Consider the following 16,229-nt stretch of genomic DNA (forward strand, 5'->3'; position numbering starts at 1 on the left):
CGCCCCGGACCTCGGGTCCGGGGCCTTCCGCGTGCCGTACTAGTAGACCGGCTTCTCGGGCTCGATCTGGTGGACCCAGCCGATCACGCCGCCGCCGACGTGGACCGCGTCCGCGAAGCCCGCGGACTTGAGCACCGCGAGGACTTCCGCACTGCGGACACCCGTCTTGCAGTGCAGGACGATCCGCTTGTCCTGCGGGAGGTCCTGGAGGGCGGTGCCCATCAGGAACTCGTTCTTGGGGATCAGACGCGCGCCCGGGATCGAGACGATCTCGTACTCGTTCGGCTCGCGGACGTCGATGATGTCGATGTTCTCGCCCTCGTCGATCCACTCCTTGAGCTGCTTGGGAGTGATCGTCGAGCCGAGCGCCGCCTCCTGGGCCTCCTCGGACACGACGCCGCAGAAGGCCTCGTAGTCGATGAGCTCGGTGACGGTCGGGTTCTCGCCGCAGACCGCGCAGTTCGGGTCCTTGCGGACCTTGACCTGGCGGTACTGCATCTCCAGGGCGTCGTAGATCATCAGGCGGCCGACCAGCGGGTCGCCCACGCCGGCCAGGACCTTGATGGCCTCGGTGACCTGGATGGAGCCGATGGACGCGCAGAGCACGCCCAGGACGCCGCCCTCGGCGCAGGACGGGACCATGCCCGGCGGCGGGGGCTCCGGGTAGAGGCAGCGGTAGCAGGGGCCGTACTCGGACCAGAACACGGACGCCTGGCCGTCGAAGCGGTAGATCGAGCCCCAGACGTACGGCTTGTTCAGCAGCACGCAGGCGTCGTTCACCAGGTAGCGCGTGGCGAAGTTGTCGGTGCCGTCGACGATCAGGTCGTACTGGCTGAAGATGTCCATCACGTTGTCGGCCTCGAGCCGCTCCTCGTGAAGGATCACGTTCACGTACGGGTTGATGCCGAGCACGCTGTCGCGCGCCGAGGCGGCCTTGGAGCGGCCGATGTCGGCCTGGCTGTGGATGATCTGGCGCTGGAGATTCGACTCGTCGACCTCGTCGAACTCCACGATGCCGAGCGTGCCCACGCCGGCGGCGGCCAGGTACATCAGCGCCGGGGAGCCGAGGCCGCCGGCTCCGACACACAGCACCTTGGCGTTCTTCAGCCGCTTCTGCCCGTCCATCCCGACGTCCGGGATGATCAGGTGGCGGGAGTACCTGCGGACCTCGTCTACGGTGAGCTCGGCAGCGGGCTCGACCAGGGGTGGCAGCGACACGGGGACTCCGGTTGTCGGTATGTCAGTACGGTTGTTCTCCCCGTAACACTGCCACGCCCCTTCTCATTCCGAGACACCCGGTCCGATCCGCGAGACGATTTCGTCCCAGTAGCCGGGCAGCGAGTGGAATGCGGCGCTTTGTCCCGCGCCGCCCGCGCGGTCCGTGAAGAAGATCGTCCCCGCCCCCTGCCAGCGGGCGATCCGCAGGGCCTCGTCGAGGTGGGTGCGCGGGACGCCGTGGACGAGGTGGACGAACTTCGCCTCGGTGTACTCGGCGGTCCACTCGGCCACCTGCGACCAGCGGTAGTCCACCCAGGAACCGGCGAACGTCACCAGCTGGTCGGCGGCCTCGGCGTACCCGGGATGGGGGTGGGTGCCGTGGCCGAGGACGAGGTGGGCCTCGCCGCCGAGCACGGCCTCCAGGGTCGCGGTGAGCCGGCGGGTCCCGCCGAGGTCCGCGCGGTCCGCGGGGGCGCGGTCCAGGTAGAAGCCGCCGACCCGGTACCAGTCGAGGAAGCGGTGGGCGTCCGAGACGAGCTCGCCGAAGGGCCGGGAGCCGTACGCCAGGTCCAGGTGCCCGAGGACCCGCACCCCGGCGTTGCGGAGCTTCCCGGCCGCCTCCAGGCAGTGCGGGTCCGGACGGGTGCCCGGGCCGTCCGCCACGTTGAGCACGGCCCAGTGCAGCGGGGTCCCGGGGCGGGTCAGCTCGGCCCATTCGACGGGGGCGAGCAGCGGGTGCGCGTAGCCGGGGACGCCGAAGCCGAGGGCCTGGACGGCGCCGGTGGCGGTGGTCGTCGTCAGATGCGACACGCCGCCTCCATCCAGATGTCGGCGAGGGACTCCTCCAGGTTGATCCGGGGCCGCCAGCCGAGCCGGTCGCGGGCGGTGCGGACGTCGGCCTGCTGCCAGGGCCCGCAGCCGTCGGGGTACGGGTACGGGGCGGAGGCCAGCTGGTCCGCGATGGTCCCCTCGGTGCGGGGGGCGCCGATCATCGGCCGCTGCGGGATGCCGTGGGGGGCGTCCAGCTCGTGCAGGTTGCCGGAGTAGCCGGCGACCCTGGCGAGGACGGCGGCGGCGTCGCGGAGCTTCACGGCGCGGCCGGTGCCGATGTTGACGACGCCCTGGGCGGCGGAGAGGGAGGCGGCGTGGACGGCCCGGGCCACGTCCCGCACGTCGACGAAGTCCCGCTGCACGCCGAGACCGCTGAGCTTGAGCTCGCCGTCCCCGGCCTGCATGGCGCGGCGCATCGCCTCGGCGAGGCGGCCGAGCGGGGATCCGGCGGGCGTCCCGGGACCGACCGGGGAGAAGACGCGCAGGACGACGGCGTCGAGCCCGGAGCCGAGGACGAGTTCGGTCGCGGCGAGCTTGGACACGCCGTACGGGCCGCCGGGGCGCGGGACGGCGTCCTCGGCCGTCGAGGAGCCGGGCTGGCTCGGACCGTACTCCGAGGCGCAGCCGACCTGGACGAGCCGGGCCCCGCATCCGCTGCGGCGCAGGGCCTCGCAGACGGTGGCGACGGCGACGGTGTTGTGCCGGGTCAGGTCGCGGGCGCCGCCGCGGGTGGCTCCGGCGCAGTTGACGACGACCCCGGGGTGGACGGCGTCGAGGAAGCGGGTGAGCGCGCCGGGGCTGCCGGAGGCGAGGTCGAAGCGCACGTCGGCGTCGTCGCCCCGGCCGAGCGCGGTGAGGTGGACGGCCGGGTCGGCGAGCAGCCGGTCGGCGACGAATCGGCCGATGAAGCCGTTGGCTCCGAGCAGCAGCACCCTCATCGTGCGGCCCCTACGTGCCGACCGGCCGGTGCCTGGGGTGGAGGGGTCATGGTCTTCGTTCTCCTTGCGGGGTGATGAGAGAGGTGACGGGTCGCGCCCGCGGCGTCGGCTCCGCGGGTGCGAAGAGGTCTCGGCGGACGGGGCCCGGCGGCGTGGTGTGCACGGTGGTCGCCGGGCCTTCCGGGGGTGTTCATCGGGCGGCGTGGGCGGAGGCCCGCGTGAGCGTGCCGGTCGCGTGGGCCAGCAGGACGAGCGCGGCGGCGCCGCAGACGAGGGTGGGTACGGCCCCCGGGCCCCAGGTCTCGACGAGGGCGCGCACCGGGACGGCGAGCGCGTCGAAGCCGGGGAGGGGGACGCGGGCGGCGAGGACGCTCGCGACGGCCAGCGCCTCGCCGGCGGAGGCCGCGGCGAGGGCGGCGGCGGCCGTCTCGGGGTGGCCGTGCACGGTGAGGAGCCGGGCGAGCAGCAGGAGGGCGCCGAGGGCGAGGGCTCCGGCGCTGAACCGGGTGAGGACGAGCAGGGCGGCGAGGGCGAGGAGCTGGAGGGTCACGGTCCCGAGGAGCAGCGGCCGGACGGCGGCGGCGAAGTCGGCGAGGCCCCGGCTGTCGGCGATCCGGCGGCGGGCCCGGCTCGCGAAGAGGTGGGCGCCCCAGGCGGCGGGGGCGACGGCGAGGGCGAGGCCGAGGAGCGGCACGGGGGCGAGCTCCCAGGGGCCGTCGGGGCCGCCGCCGAGGACCGCCTCCAGGAGTCCGTCGCCGCCGGCCGCGTACGCCAGGAGCCAGAGGGTCCAGAGCCGGGCGGCGGGGACGGATCCTCCCTCGGGGGCACGGAGCGGGCCCCGCCGGACGGCGAGCAGCAGTGCCCCCGCGAGGGCGAGGGCGCCGGCGGCGCCGACGGCGGTGCGCACCGGCCCGTACGCGAAGGTCAGCCCGAGGCCGGTGAGTCCGGCGACGCCGCCGGGGGCGAGGGCGGCGAGGGCCCAGGGCGCGCGGGGCCGCTCCGGCTCAGCGGCGGGCTCGGGCCTCTCCTGTCCGCGCGGCACGCGCGCGTACAGCTCCTCGGCGAGCGAGAACACGTCGCGGTGCCGGAACCGCGCGGCGGTCCGGTCGGTGAAGCCCTGCGCTTCGAGCCCGGCGGCGATCTCCAGCGGGTCGACGGCCCGCTCGCAGAGCTCCCGGTGCCGGTGCATGAGCACCTTCACGGGGTCGGCGTTCCCGCGCCGGGACCGCGGGGCGGGAGGGGCGGGGGCCTTGACCTCGGGGGCGGGGCCGGGTGCCGGGGCGGCGGGAGCGGGGCGGGGTTCCGGGGCGGCGGGCGCGGCCTGCGGTTCCGCCCTCCACGCGAGACCGCGCACGGGGGCGTCGCCGTCGTCGCCGGCCCACGGGCCGGGACCGGCGCCCGGGGGCGTCGCCCCGGCGGCTTCCGGCGCTCCGTCCGCGTCCGGCGCGTCGCCGGCCTCGGCGTCCGCCGGTTCCGGGGCGTGTCGCGGCGGTCCGGGGGCTATCCCGGAGGGCGCGGCGTCGACCGGGTCCTCGGGGCCGGGGGCGCGCAGATCGAGCGTCGCGGCGGCGGTGAGGGCGGGGGTGCCGAGGAGGGCTTCGGAGCGGGCGTCCCAGGCTCCGGGGCTCGTCGGGGCGGCGGAGCCGCGCATGGGGGTGCCTCCTTCAGGCATCGGGGGCTCCTGTCCCCGCGGTCACGGCCTTGTGCGCCCAGCTGCCCGGCACATGGGCCTCGGCCGGGTGGGCGAAGGGGACGCCGTCCCCGGGGCGGTGGCGCACCGGCGCGTGGGAGAGGAGTTCGAGGTAGATGCCGCGGAACGCGGCGAGGTTCTGTTCGACCGTGAAGAGTTCGAGCGCGCGGGCGCGGGCGGCGGCGCCGAGGCGGTGGCGGCGCCCGGGGTCGCGGAGCAGCGCGAGGCACGCGTCGGCGAGGGCCCGGGGGTTGCGCGGCGGGACGACGAGTCCGGTGCCGCCGATGATCTCGACGACCGCGCCGACGTCGGTGGAGACGGTGGCCCGGGCGCAGAACATCGCCTCGACGAGGCTGGCGGGGAAGCCCTCGACCAGGCTGGACATGACGACGAGCGCGCCGGAGGCGTAGACGTCCTCCAGGGAGGGCGCCTCGGGGCCGCCGAGCTCCTCGAAGGTGACGGGGTTCTCGCCGACGGCGTGTGCCCCGGCGGCCTCGTCGGGGAAGAGCTGGGCGGCGAGGCCCTTGCAGTAGGTGAGGTACGCGCCGGGTTCGCGGACGGGCACGGCGACGATCCGCAGGCGGGCGTCGGGCTGCCGGGCCCGGATCTCGGCGAAGGCGTGGAGGAGGCCGACGAGGTCCTTGGCGGGCTCGACGCGGCCGACCCAGACGAGGGTGGCGGGGTCGCCGCTCTCCTCGTCCTCGCCGACGTCGGCGAAGCGGTCGGCGGCCATGCCGGGGTGGACGGTGCGGATGCGGGCCCGGTCGGCGCCGCACTTCTCCTGCCAGCGGCGGGTGTGGGCGTTGCCGGGGGTGAGGAGGGCGGCCTGTCGGTAGATCTCGCCGGCGAGGCTGCCGTGGAGGGCGGCGAGGAGGGCGCGGAGGGGGGCGGAGCGGTCGGCGCCGGCCGTGGAGAGGTAGTGGGCGCGCAGCGGCGCGCCGTACTCGGTGACGAGCAGCGGGGTTCCGAAGAAGCGTTTGGCCAGGAGGCCGGGGAGGGCCGTCGTTCCTCCGGCGGCGGCGTGGCAGAGGTCGGCCGCGCCGAGCGCGTCGTCCTCGTACCAGTCGAGGGAGAGCGGGCGCAGGGCGCGCTCCAGGTGCTCGGCGAAGGCGAGGTGGTCGGGGAGTCCCGCCGCGGCCGCGCCCCGGCGTGCGCCGGGGGCGCGGCAGGCGGCCTCCAGGGCGCGGACGGCGTCGTCGGAGCGGAGCGCCCCGGGCAGTCCGCCGCGCTCGCGGGCGAGTTCGGCGAGGGCGTAGAGCCCGTCGGCGAAGGAGTCCGCGCCGTCCTCCGCGCAGAGCCCGTCGGCGAGCCGGCGGTAGGCCTCGGTGAAGCGGCGGCGCTCGTGGCGTCCGTAGGCCCGGCGGGCGGCGCGGGGCTCGCGGAGACCGGCGTGCTCGGCCCCGCGCGCCGGGTCCGCGTCCGGGCCGGGGTCGGCGGCGCGGGCGACCCGGGCGTTCGGCGGCAGGTGCGGCGGGGTGCCGGTCCGGCCGTGGGCGTAGAGGTCGAACCGGTGCTGCCCGAGCCCGCGCACGAGCCGCTCGCACCAGCGCCCGGACTCACCGGTGGCGTACGGGTAGCCACCCTCCGTGAGCAGTCCGATCCGCACGCGTGCACCCCCGATCTCCCTTGACGGCGGCCACCGTCGGCCCGGTGACTCGCAGCGGGGAAAACGTAAGCGGAGACACCGGTGGTGCGACGGACGGTTGTCCGTCGCACCACCGGAAGGGGTGAATGCACGTAACTTTCGCAGCCCGGTCGCGTTCTGTCGCGGTAAGCGCCGGAACGATCACGGAGGGTCAGGCGACGGCCAGCTCCTGGCGCCGTTCCCGGCGCTCCGCCGCGAGGACCGGATCGAGCGAGGGGACGGCGGCGAGCAGCTGCCGGGTGTACGGGTCCCCGGGTGCGCCGTACACCTCCGCGACCGTGCCCTGTTCGACGATCCGGCCCGCGCGCATGACGGCGACCCGGTCGCTGACCTGCCGGACGACGGCGAGGTCGTGGGCGATGAAGACGAGGCCGAGGCCGAGTTCGCCCTGGAGCTCGGCGAGCAGCGCGGTCACCTGGGCCTGGGTGGTGACGTCGAGCGCGGAGACGGGTTCGTCGCAGACGATGAGGCGGGGCTCGGCGGCGAGCGCGCGGGCGATGCCGACGCGCTGGCGCTGACCGCCGCTGAACTCGTGCGGGTAGGCGCCGTACCGGTCGGGGTCGAGCCCCACCCGGTCGAGCAGCTCGCGCACCCTGCCCCGGATCCGGGTCTCGTCCCGCTCCCCCGCGACGCGCAGCGGGTCGGCGATCGACTCGCCGACGGAGCGGCGGGGGTTGAGGGAGGCGACCGGGTCCTGGAAGACCATCTGGAGCTCGCGGCGGTACGGGCGCAGCCCGCGCTCGGACAGGGAGCCGATCTCCGTGTCCCCGTAGCGGAGTTCGCCGCCGGTCGGGTCGAGGAGCCGGACGAGCATCCGGCCGAGGGTCGTCTTGCCGCTGCCGGACTCCCCGACGACGCCGAGGGTCTCGCCCGCGCGGACCGTGAGGGAGGCGTCGTCGACGGCGGTCACGGCGTTCTTCCCGCGTCCGAACTCCTTGCGCAGGCCGACCGCTTCGAGGAGCACCTCGCCCTTCCCGGCGGGAGTCCTGGCCGGGCCGTCGAGCCGGGGCACGGCGGAGAGCAGCGCGCGGGTGTACGGCGCCGAGGGCGCGTTGAGCACCCCGGTGACGGGTCCGCGTTCGACCTCGCGCCCGTCGCGCATGACGAGCACCTCGTCGACGCTCTCGGCGGCCACGCCCACGTCGTGGGTGACGAGGAGCAGCGCGGTGCCGGTCTCGCGCCGCAGCTCGTGCAGCAGGTCGAGGATCTGGGCCTGGACGGTGACGTCGAGTGCGGTGGTGGGTTCGTCGGCGACGAGGAGCCTCGGCTCGCAGGCGAGTGCCATGGCGAGGAGGGCGCGCTGCCGCATGCCGCCGCTGAACTCGTGCGGGCGCGAGCGGGAGCGGCGGGCCGCGTCGGGGATGCCGACCCGGCCGAGGACCTCGACGGCGCGCGCCCGGGCGGCCTTCCGGGACACCGGGTGGTGGATCCGGTGGACCTCCGCGATCTGGTCGCCGACGGCGTGGTACGGGTCGAGGGCGGACAGCGGGTCCTGGAAGACCATGGCGGCGACCCCGCCGCGCAGCCGCCGGAGTTCGGCGGGGCCCGCGCCGGCGACGTCGATGCCGCCGACGCGGACGGTGCCGCCGACCCGGGCGCCGGTGCCCCGGTGGAGGCCGAGGAGGGCGCCGGCGACGGTGGACTTGCCGCTGCCCGACTCGCCGACGAGGGCGAGCGCGCGGCCCTCGCCGAGGGTGAAGGAGAGGCCGTCGACGGCCCGTACGGACCCGGCCTCCCGCTCGAACTCGACGGTCAGGTCGCTGACTTCCACCAGCGGGGACACGGTCACGTGAGGACCACCCTTCGGTCGGCGGCCGCGTACAGCAGGTCCGCGAGGACGTTGGCGAGGACGACGGCCGCGCCCATCACCAGGACGACGCCGACGACCACGGGCAGGTCGATGGTGCGGACCCCGTCGAGGAGGGTCTTGCCGAGTCCGGGGATGCCGAAGAGGGACTCGGTGAGCACGGCGCCGCCGAACATCGAGCCGAGGTCGACGGCGCTGATCGCGATGACCGGCGGGACGGCGCCGCGCAGCGCGTGACGGGTGACGACGGACCGCTCCCCCACCCCGTAGGCGCGGAAGGTGCGGATGTGGTCCTCCGCGAGCGTCTCCAGGGTGGAACTCCTGGTCAGCCGTGCGTACTTGGCGGATTCGAAGAAGCCGAGCGTGAGCCAGGGCAGCAGCATGTTCCAGGCCCACTGCTCGGGGTCCTCGCCGAACGGCACGTACGAGGGGAAGGGCAGCCACTGGAGGTAGGCGCAGACGGCCATGAGGAGCAGCAGCCCGAGGATGAAGACGGGCGTGCCGGTCCCGGCGAGGGTGAGCACGGTGAGGACGCGCTCGGTGATCCCGCCCCGGCGGAGCGCCGAGAGGAGCCCGGTGCCGACGCCGACGACGAGCCAGACGACCATGGCGCCGAGGGCGAGGGAGGCAGTGGCCGGGAGGCGCTCCAGGACCAGCCGGGTGACCTGCTGGTCGTTCTGGTACGAGAGCCCGAGGCAGGGCGCGTCGCAGTGGGTGACGCCGGTTCCGGTGGAGTAGTCGCGGCCGGCGAGGACACCCTGGAGGAAGTGCAGGTACTGGCCGACCACGCTCTCGTTCAGGCCGAGTTGCTCGCGCACCTGGGCGATCTGCTGGGGGTTGCAGCGCTCGCCGCAGGCCAGCCGGGCGGGGTCGCCGGGCGCCAGGTAGAAGAGGGCGTACACGAGGACCGAGAGCGCCAGCAGGACGAGCACGGCACCCGCGAGCCGCTTGACGAGGAAGCGGGTCATCGGGAGGACTCCTTACGGGTGCCCACGCGCAGCCGGCTCGCCTCGCGGGGGTCGAGGGCCGTGCGGACGGCGTCGCCGAGGACGGTGAAGGCGAGGACGGTGACGAAGAGCAGTCCGGCGGGCAGCAGGACGTACGCGGGATCGGCCCGGAACCAGGTCTGGGCCGTCGACAGCATCTGTCCCCAGGAGGGCGTGGGCGGGGTGACGCCCACGCCGAGGAAGGACAGGGAGGCCTCGACGACGATGTTGGTCGGGAAGGAGATCGCCGCGTAGGTGATGACGGGCGCGGCGAGCGAGGGCAGCAGTTCCCGGCGGGCGGTCCGCCACCGGCCGGAGCCGGCGAGGCGGGAGGCGGCGACGAAGTCGAGGCTCCTGAGAGTGAGCGTCTGGGCGCGCACGATCCGGGAGGTGTAGGCCCAGCCGAGCAGCCCGATGACGAGCACCAGCAGCAGCGGCCGGGGGAAGTCGCGCGGGACGACGGCGGTCAGCGCGAGCGCGAGGACGAGCATCGGGAGGGCGACGAGCACGTCGGTGACGCGGCTGAGGATCCCGTCGAGCCACCGGCTGCCGAGGCCGGCGGCGAGGCCGACGAGGACGCCGATGAGGATCTGGACGGCGGTGGCGCCGACGGCGACGAGCAGCGAGATCCGGGCGCCGTAGAGGAGGCGGACGAACAGGTCGCGGCCGGTGCCGGGTTCGACGCCGAGCCAGTGGTCGGCGCTCGCCCCGCCGAAGGCGCCGTACGGGACGCCGCCGCGGGCCGAGTCGACGAGGTCGTCGTGGTACGTGTGCGGGTCCTGGCCCTCCAGGGCGGCGAGCAGCGGCGCGGCGAGGGCGAGGAGGACGAGCAGGAGGAGGACGGCGGCGGAGACGAGGGCGGCCGGGCGGGTGCGCAGCCGTCGCCACACCTGCCGGGCGGCGCCCGTGGCGGGGAGGCCCGCCACGGGCGCCGGTGCGTCGGTCAGACTGGTCACTTGACCGCGACCAGCGAGACGTCGAGGACGCCGGTCCAGTCGCCGATGACGACGTTCTTGACGTCCTTGCCGACGAGCCGCTTGTAGACCGGGTGGAAGAGCGGCACGTCGAGGGCCTGCTCGCCGATCTTCTTGTCGAGGGCGCCCCAGCGGGCGGCGGCGGCCTTGAGGTCGGTCAGCTTGTTGATCTCGTCGATCTCCTGGTTGACCGCGGGGTCGTTCAGCTGCGCGTGGTTGTAGTTGGAGCCGTTGGCGACGATCTGGCGGCCGTCGAAGATCGGCGCGAGGAAGGGGCCGCCGGCCGGCCAGTCGGCGCCCCAGCGGGAGAGGAAGAAGCCGGGGGCGTCCTTGACGCTCCAGCGCTTCTCGTTGAAGGAGTTGGGCTCCTGGCCGTCGAGCTTGACGGTGATGCCGGCCTTGCCGAGGGCCTCCTGGACGGCGGTGGCGATCTCGGGGCTGGTGGTGCGGTTCTGGGCGGTGGAGTGCAGCAGGGTGACGGTCAGACCGTTCGGGAAGCCGGCCTCCTTGAGCAGCTGCTTCGCCTTCTCCGGGTCACCGGTCTTCCCGGCCGGGAAGTGGTCGTACGCCGTGAAGCCGAAGGCCTTCTGCTCGGGCAGGAAGGTGGTGGCGGGCTCGGCGAGCGCGGAGCCGCCGGCGGCGTTGACGACGCTGGTGCGGTTGACGGCGTACGAGATCGCCTGGCGGACCTTCGGGTTGTCGAAGGGCTTCACCTTCGGGTTGAAGGCGATGTAGTTGGTGAAGCCGAAGCGGCCGGTGCCGACGCGGGCGGCGAGCGCCTTGTCGGAGCCGATCTGGGCGAGCTCGGCGGGGCCGAGGTTGGTGTCGGTGGTGACGGCGGCGGCGTCGGCGCCGGAGGAGGTGGCGAGGCGCTGGTTGATGACGGCCTCGTCGAGCCCGGACTTCACGTCGATCCGGTCGGGGTAGGCCTTGCGCTCCTCGTCGGTCTTCGGATCCCAGTGCTCGTTGCGCTCCAGGACGAGGTGCTCGCCGTCGTTCTCGTTCTCGACGACCTTGTACGGGCCGGAGGAGACCGGGTGCTCCTCGTACTTCGCGCCGGTGTCCTTGGCCTTCGGGACGGGGGCGAACTGGGTCTGGGTGGCGACGAAGGGGAACTCGCCCTCGGGCTTCCTCAGCTTGAAGACGATCGTGCGGGCGTCGGGGGTGACGATCGACGCGAGGCCCCGCTTGTCCTTGTAGGGGCCCTGGTAGGTGTCGCCGCCGACGAGCCAGTCCCGCAGGTAGGGGGCGCCGCCGGAGAGCTCGGCCGCGAAGGAGCGCTCGATGCCGTACTTGACGTCGGCGCTGGTGATGGCCGTGCCGTCCTCGAACTTCAGGCCCTCCTTCAGCGTGTACGTCCACTCGGTGGCGTCCTTGTTGGGACGGCCGGTGTCGGTGGCGAGGTCGGGGACGACCTGGGTGCCGGCGGGGCCCGCCTCGCGGTTGCGGGTGGTGAGCGTCCGGAAGACGAGGGAGGGGACGTTGCCGCCGCCGGAGGTGTAGAGGCGGGCCGGGTCGAAGTCGCTCTGGGCCTCGTTGTTGAGGACGGTGAGCGTGCCGCCCTTCTGCGGGGCGCCCGCGGCCTTGCCGGAGGTACCGCCCTCGGCGCCGGCGTCCTCGGGGCCGCAGGCGGCGGCGCCAGAGGCCAGGACGACACTGACGGCGGCCGCTGCCACGCGGCGCGAGATGACGGATGAACGCATCGGAAGGAGACCTCTCGGGGTGAACTGCGGGAAAGGAAAAGGGAATTCCGCAGGCACGGGGAATCAGCCCGAAAGGGAGGACGGCGCGCGCCTGCGGGAATGAGGGACCCGGGCGCGGCGAGAAAGAGGAAAGGCCGACGAGCGCTCGGGCTGCGTCAGCTACAGAGAATGTCGGCGACCGTGTGTCCGGTCACGCCGAAGAGCGCCAGCTCAAGGGCGGCGCTGTCGGAAACGGCGTGACGGTGCGACATGCCGAGAAATATGGACGAACGCGTGAGCGATGTCAACGCGCATATGCGCCATTCCGAGACGACCGTCTCGAAATGCGGACGGACATCGTCCGCACCTGCCGTCAACTCGCGGGATACACCCAGGGGTTGGGGCGGCACTTGATCCCGTCGATGTTCAGCGACTTCGTCTGCTGCTGCATCACGGGGGCGAGCGCGCCCTTCGTCCTGCAGCTCACGTGCCCATGGCCGAGCCGGTGTCCGACCTCGTGGTTGATGAGCATCTGGCGATAGGCGTACATCGCCTTCGGGCCGAAGGTCGACGAGCCCTGCGCCCAGCGGAAGGCGTTGATCATCACGCGCTGGGTCGAGGCCGAGTCGCAGGACACGTTGTCGACCGTCGTGTCGAGTCCGGACTTCGCGCACCACGCGCCGGTCGTCCCCGGACTCGCGAGCGTGATCACGAACTTCGGATCGCCGCTGGAAATGCGCTCGAAGGTCATCTCGCCCCGACCGGCCCAGCTGCGCCTGTCGTTGAGCGTCTTCTGCACGGCGTCCGCGAAGAGCTTCGCGTCGAGACCGAGCCCCTTCTCGACGTCGATCCGGTAGCGGATCAACTCCCCCTTGCCGGGCGCCTTCGCCAGACCCGGCACGGCCTCGAAGTCCCCGGAACCCTGCAGCTTCGGATCGATCGGGAACTGGCGGGTCATCAGCTGCTCGTAGGTCGGCGGGGTGACGGCGGGCGCCGGCTCCGACGGGACGGTCCGGTCGTCGGAGCGGGAGGCGGAGGTGTCGTCCGTGGGCCGCTCGGCCGGCTGGTCGGCCGCGCGGGCCGCGGACGGTTTCTCGTCGCGGGCGGTGACCTGTCCGGCGACGACGACGGCGAGGACGGTGGCGATCGCGGCGGCCGCGACTCCGGTGAAGGTGCGGCCGAGACCGCCCCGGCCGGCCGGGGCCTGCGGATCCGTGCCCGTCTCCGGGTCGCCGGCGGCGCTCCCGCGGCGGGGCCCGGGGATGAACGTCCCCCGGGGGTCGGCCTGTTCGGGCGTGGCGGTACGGGGCCCACCGCGCCGGGGCCCGGACGGCGCGGGGCGCGGGGCCGAGGTCTCGTCGTGCTGCGGGTGACCGCCCCGCACCGACGCCCCGTGGAGGGGGACACCGCGGGCGGGCGTGCCGGGAGCGCCGGCGGCGTGGACCGGGGTGCCGTGGGCGGGGGTCCCGTGACGCGGCGAGCCGTAGCCGGGGACGCCGGGCGCGGGGGGGCCGTACACCGGCGTGCCGTGCGCGGGGGTGCCGTCGTACATCGGCGTGCCGTGCGCGGGGGTCCCGTACACCGGCATGCCGTGCGCGGGAGTCCCGTACAGGGGAGTCCCGTGCGCCGGGGTCCCGTACCCCTGGGTGCTCGTGGTCTCCCCGTCGCCGCCGCCCGTGTTCCTGCGGCGGCGTCCCGTCCCCGGCTGCGGTCCCGCCGGAGCGGCCGTCCGCCCCGTCCCCGCTCCCGCCTGCGGCCCGGTGTCGGCCACCGAGGGCGCGGAGCCCTTGCGACTGTGTCGTCCCACGCCCCGGATCAGCTCCCGCCGTGGTCGGCGACCAGTTCCCGGACGGCCTGGGCGACCGTCTCCGGGTACTCCATCATCGCCACGTGCCCCGCCTCGGGAAGGGTCAGCAGCCGCGAGCCGCGGAAGGCGGCGGCCGCCCTCCGGGCCATCCGGTACGAGACGAGCCGGTCGCGCCCGCCGTAGACGAGCAGCGTCGGCGCGAGCACCCGCTCGGCCTGCCGCCAGAGCCCGTGCTGCCCGCCGAGGGTGTACGCGTCGACGATGCCGCGCGAGGAGCGGGCCATGGCGTCCCAGAAGTAGGGGAGCTCCAGGCGGCGCTCCATCTCCTCGACGGCGTGCCGGAAGCCCTCCTCCGTGACCTGGCCGGGGTCCCCGTAACAGAGCGAGAGGACGCCCTTGACCCGCTGCTCGGCCGTCCAGTCCTTGCTGAGCTTCGCGAAGAACGAGGCGACGCCGGGCAGGGCGAGCAGCGCGGTGGGCCAGGCGGTGCGCTGGACGCGCAGCTCGGGCAGGGCCGGGGAGACGAGGGTGAGCGTGCGGACCAGGTCGGGCCGGACGGCGGCGACCCGGGTGGCGACGGCGCCGCCCATCGAGTTGCCGACGAGGTGGACCGGTCCGCGTCCGGCGGCGTCCAGGAACCGGATGACGGCGCGGGCGTGTCCGGTGACCGAGTAGTCGCCGTCGTCGGGCGGCGGGGAGTCGCCGAAGCCCGGCAGGTCGACCGCCTCTCCGTCGACGAGGTCCGCGAGCAGCGGCATCAGGGCCGACCAGTTCTGCGAGGAGCCGCCGAGTCCGTGGACGTAGAGGGCGGGCGCCAGACCGGGCCGGTTCCCCGGCCGGGCGCGCACGGTGAGGCTGAGTCCGGGCAGCGCGACGGAGCGGAGCTCCTCGCCGGCGGCGACCCGTACGGCGCGGGTCCGCGACGGGGTCGGTGCGGCGGCGGTCCGGGTTTCCGGCAGCTCGGTCGAGGACATGGCCGCAATATTACGAGACGATCACGCGCGGACGGGTGTGGGTGCGGTCACAGGTGCGTGTGCGGCGGGGCGCGTTCGCTCCTAGGCTCGAAGAGAGGGCCTACGGGAGCACCGCGACCCGCACCCCTGGAAGGAACCGCATGACTGTCGATCCGAGCGAGCCGGACACCTTCACCGAGGAAGAGGTCGTCGTGCTGGACCAGGAGATCCCGGAGGCCGACGCTGCCGAGCAGCACACCGAACTCCAGCAGAGCGAGGACGAAGCGCACACCCATCTCGAACGCGACTCGGCGAACGAGGCCGACGCGTCCGAGCAGGCGCGTGTCGTCGCCCTCGACGAGGACGACTACCGCTGAGCGGACGACTCCCGCTGATTTGTTCGGTTTAATCTTGAATCGACTGTCGACCCGGGCGTCCGGTCCGTGAAATTCTGCGTCCGCACCGCGCACAGCCGGGTTACCCAAAAGTACGATGGCGGCGCGGCGCGACAGCGCGCATGGATCGATCTTTGGGAGGCCGCGTGAGCGCCATCGAGCAGACAGAGGCAGCACGCCCTCGGGGCACGCGCCTGCCGCGACGTGCCCGACGGAACCAGCTGCTCGGCGCGGCCCAGGAGGTCTTCGTCGCCCAGGGGTACCACTCCGCCGCCATGGACGACATCGCCGAGCGGGCCGGTGTCAGCAAGCCGGTGCTGTACCAGCACTTCCCGGGGAAGCTGGAGCTCTACCTCGCACTGCTCGACCAGCACTGCGAGTCGCTCCTCCTCGCCGTGCGGACGGCACTGGCCTCCACCACGGACAACAAGCTCCGGGTCGCGGCCACGATGGACGCGTACTTCGCGTACGTCGAGGACGAGGGCGGCGCGTTCCGTCTCGTCTTCGAGTCGGACCTGACGAACGAGCCGGCCGTGCGCGAGCGCGTGGACCGGGTCAGCCTGCAGTGCGCCGAGGCCATCTCCGACGTGATCGCCGAGGACACGGGCCTGTCGAAGGACGAGTCGATGCTGCTCGCCGTCGGCCTCGGCGGCGTCTCCCAGGTCGTCGCCCGGTACTGGCTGTCGAGCGGTTCCGCCATCCCCCGCGACAAGGCGGTCGGGCTCCTCACTTCGCTCGCCTGGCGCGGCATCGCGGGATTCCCGCTGCATCCGGTGGACGGCCAGCTGAGCGCCGAGGGCCACTGACCGCTCCCGCGCGCGGAATTCCCGGAGGCTGTTCGCTCCTGGCGTGCACCGGCTGACCCGTGCGGGTCCCCTCACCGGGCTAATGTGTGCAGCGTACGGCGCGGGTATTCGCGCAACGCTGACCGTTCGGAGGGACATAGCCGTGGAGGTCAAGATCGGCGTGCAGCACGCACCCCGGGAGATCGTTCTGGAGAGCGGGCAGTCCGCCGAGGAGGTCGAGCGCGCGGTGGCCGACGCGCTGGCCGGCAAGGCGCAGCTGCTCAGCCTCTCGGACGAGAAGGGCCGCAAGGTCCTGATTCCGGCCGAGAAGATCGCGTACGTGGAGCTCGGCGAGCCCGCCGTGCGCCGCGTGGGTTTCGGCGCGCTCTGAGCCCCGGATCTGACGGGAAGGGGCCCGGGGGGGCCCGGGGGGCCCCCCGGGCCGACCCGCGCCGGCAGGCCCCCGCCGCGGGGGCGGGTGGGGTTGGGTTGCGGCGGCGGGGGGGGGGAACGCCGGG

At 74.0% G+C, this 16,229-nt stretch carries 14 protein-coding genes; 3 read left to right on the plus strand and 11 right to left on the minus strand.

Translation table 11 applies throughout. The features are described 5' to 3' along the window. Window positions 1-39 precede the first annotated feature (39 nt). From moeZ to ACFV2S_RS37175, 11 genes are all read right to left on the minus strand, one after another. Complete coding sequence (moeZ, locus tag ACFV2S_RS37125; protein ID WP_015036014.1) at window positions 40-1,218, minus strand: adenylyltransferase/sulfurtransferase MoeZ; 1,179 nt, start codon at window positions 1,216-1,218, stop codon at window positions 40-42. 63 nt (window positions 1,219-1,281) lie between these two features. Beyond that, entirely contained in the window at window positions 1,282-2,028 is a 747-nt protein-coding gene (locus ACFV2S_RS37130; protein WP_385570525.1) for a spherulation-specific family 4 protein, read from the minus strand. Beyond that, window positions 2,016-2,987, minus strand: coding sequence for an NAD-dependent epimerase/dehydratase family protein (locus tag ACFV2S_RS37135; RefSeq protein ID WP_385570529.1), 972 nt, complete (start codon window positions 2,985-2,987; stop codon window positions 2,016-2,018). Before ACFV2S_RS37135 ends, ACFV2S_RS37130 begins: the two co-directional genes overlap by 13 nt. A gap of 190 nt (window positions 2,988-3,177) precedes the next feature. Then, window positions 3,178-4,638 carry a hypothetical protein gene (locus ACFV2S_RS37140; RefSeq protein WP_385570533.1) on the minus strand — a complete coding sequence of 487 codons (1,461 nt, stop codon included), beginning with the start codon at window positions 4,636-4,638 and terminating at the stop codon, window positions 3,178-3,180. 13 nt (window positions 4,639-4,651) lie between these two features. Then, on the minus strand, window positions 4,652-6,283 hold the full coding sequence (locus ACFV2S_RS37145; protein WP_385570537.1) for a glycosyltransferase: 1,632 nt from the start codon (window positions 6,281-6,283) through the stop codon (window positions 4,652-4,654). A gap of 190 nt (window positions 6,284-6,473) precedes the next feature. Next, window positions 6,474-8,105 carry a dipeptide ABC transporter ATP-binding protein gene (locus ACFV2S_RS37150; RefSeq protein WP_385570574.1) on the minus strand — a complete coding sequence of 544 codons (1,632 nt, stop codon included), beginning with the start codon at window positions 8,103-8,105 and terminating at the stop codon, window positions 6,474-6,476. Window positions 8,106-8,107: 2 nt separating this feature from the next. Then, window positions 8,108-9,097: an ABC transporter permease gene (locus ACFV2S_RS37155; RefSeq protein ID WP_385570541.1), complete on the minus strand. Its 990-nt coding sequence runs from the start codon at window positions 9,095-9,097 to the stop codon at window positions 8,108-8,110. Next, window positions 9,094-10,071: an ABC transporter permease gene (locus ACFV2S_RS37160; protein ID WP_385570545.1), complete on the minus strand. Its 978-nt coding sequence runs from the start codon at window positions 10,069-10,071 to the stop codon at window positions 9,094-9,096. Before ACFV2S_RS37160 ends, ACFV2S_RS37155 begins: the two co-directional genes overlap by 4 nt. Beyond that, window positions 10,068-11,792, minus strand: coding sequence for an ABC transporter substrate-binding protein (locus ACFV2S_RS37165; RefSeq protein ID WP_385570548.1), 1,725 nt, complete (start codon window positions 11,790-11,792; stop codon window positions 10,068-10,070). Before ACFV2S_RS37165 ends, ACFV2S_RS37160 begins: the two co-directional genes overlap by 4 nt. Before the next feature lie 352 nt (window positions 11,793-12,144). After that, window positions 12,145-13,578, minus strand: coding sequence for a DUF3152 domain-containing protein (locus tag ACFV2S_RS37170; protein WP_385570552.1), 1,434 nt, complete (start codon window positions 13,576-13,578; stop codon window positions 12,145-12,147). An 8-nt stretch (window positions 13,579-13,586) separates the two neighbouring features. Then, on the minus strand, window positions 13,587-14,552 hold the full coding sequence (locus tag ACFV2S_RS37175) for an alpha/beta fold hydrolase (RefSeq protein ID WP_385570555.1): 966 nt from the start codon (window positions 14,550-14,552) through the stop codon (window positions 13,587-13,589). A gap of 140 nt (window positions 14,553-14,692) precedes the next feature. Here ACFV2S_RS37175 and ACFV2S_RS37180 point away from each other — a divergent pair, with 140 nt between their 5' ends. The 3 genes from ACFV2S_RS37180 (at window position 14,693) to ACFV2S_RS37190 (ending at window position 16,102) form a co-directional block, all read left to right on the plus strand. Continuing rightward, window positions 14,693-14,908 carry a hypothetical protein gene (locus tag ACFV2S_RS37180; RefSeq protein WP_385570558.1) on the plus strand — a complete coding sequence of 72 codons (216 nt, stop codon included), beginning with the start codon at window positions 14,693-14,695 and terminating at the stop codon, window positions 14,906-14,908. 164 nt (window positions 14,909-15,072) lie between these two features. Continuing rightward, entirely contained in the window at window positions 15,073-15,732 is a 660-nt protein-coding gene (locus ACFV2S_RS37185; RefSeq protein WP_148006064.1) for a TetR/AcrR family transcriptional regulator, read from the plus strand. A gap of 142 nt (window positions 15,733-15,874) precedes the next feature. Next, window positions 15,875-16,102 carry a DUF3107 domain-containing protein gene (locus tag ACFV2S_RS37190; protein WP_015036001.1) on the plus strand — a complete coding sequence of 76 codons (228 nt, stop codon included), beginning with the start codon at window positions 15,875-15,877 and terminating at the stop codon, window positions 16,100-16,102. Window positions 16,103-16,229 lie beyond the last annotated feature (127 nt).

Source organism: Streptomyces sp. NPDC059695, assembly GCF_042733785.1.
In the GTDB taxonomy this organism is placed as follows: domain Bacteria; phylum Actinomycetota; class Actinomycetes; order Streptomycetales; family Streptomycetaceae; genus Streptomyces.

Coding starts and splice junctions, on each gene's coding strand:
- ACFV2S_RS37135 (WP_385570529.1), bottom strand. CDS start 2,987: ATGAGGGTGCTGCTGCTCGGAGCCAACGGCTTCATCGGCCGATTCGTC.
- ACFV2S_RS37140 (WP_385570533.1), bottom strand. CDS start 4,638: ATGCGCGGCTCCGCCGCCCCGACGAGCCCCGGAGCCTGGGACGCCCGC.
- ACFV2S_RS37155 (WP_385570541.1), bottom strand. CDS start 9,097: ATGACCCGCTTCCTCGTCAAGCGGCTCGCGGGTGCCGTGCTCGTCCTG.
- ACFV2S_RS37165 (WP_385570548.1), bottom strand. CDS start 11,792: ATGCGTTCATCCGTCATCTCGCGCCGCGTGGCAGCGGCCGCCGTCAGT.
- ACFV2S_RS37175 (WP_385570555.1), bottom strand. CDS start 14,552: ATGTCCTCGACCGAGCTGCCGGAAACCCGGACCGCCGCCGCACCGACC.
- ACFV2S_RS37180 (WP_385570558.1), top strand. CDS start 14,693: ATGACTGTCGATCCGAGCGAGCCGGACACCTTCACCGAGGAAGAGGTC.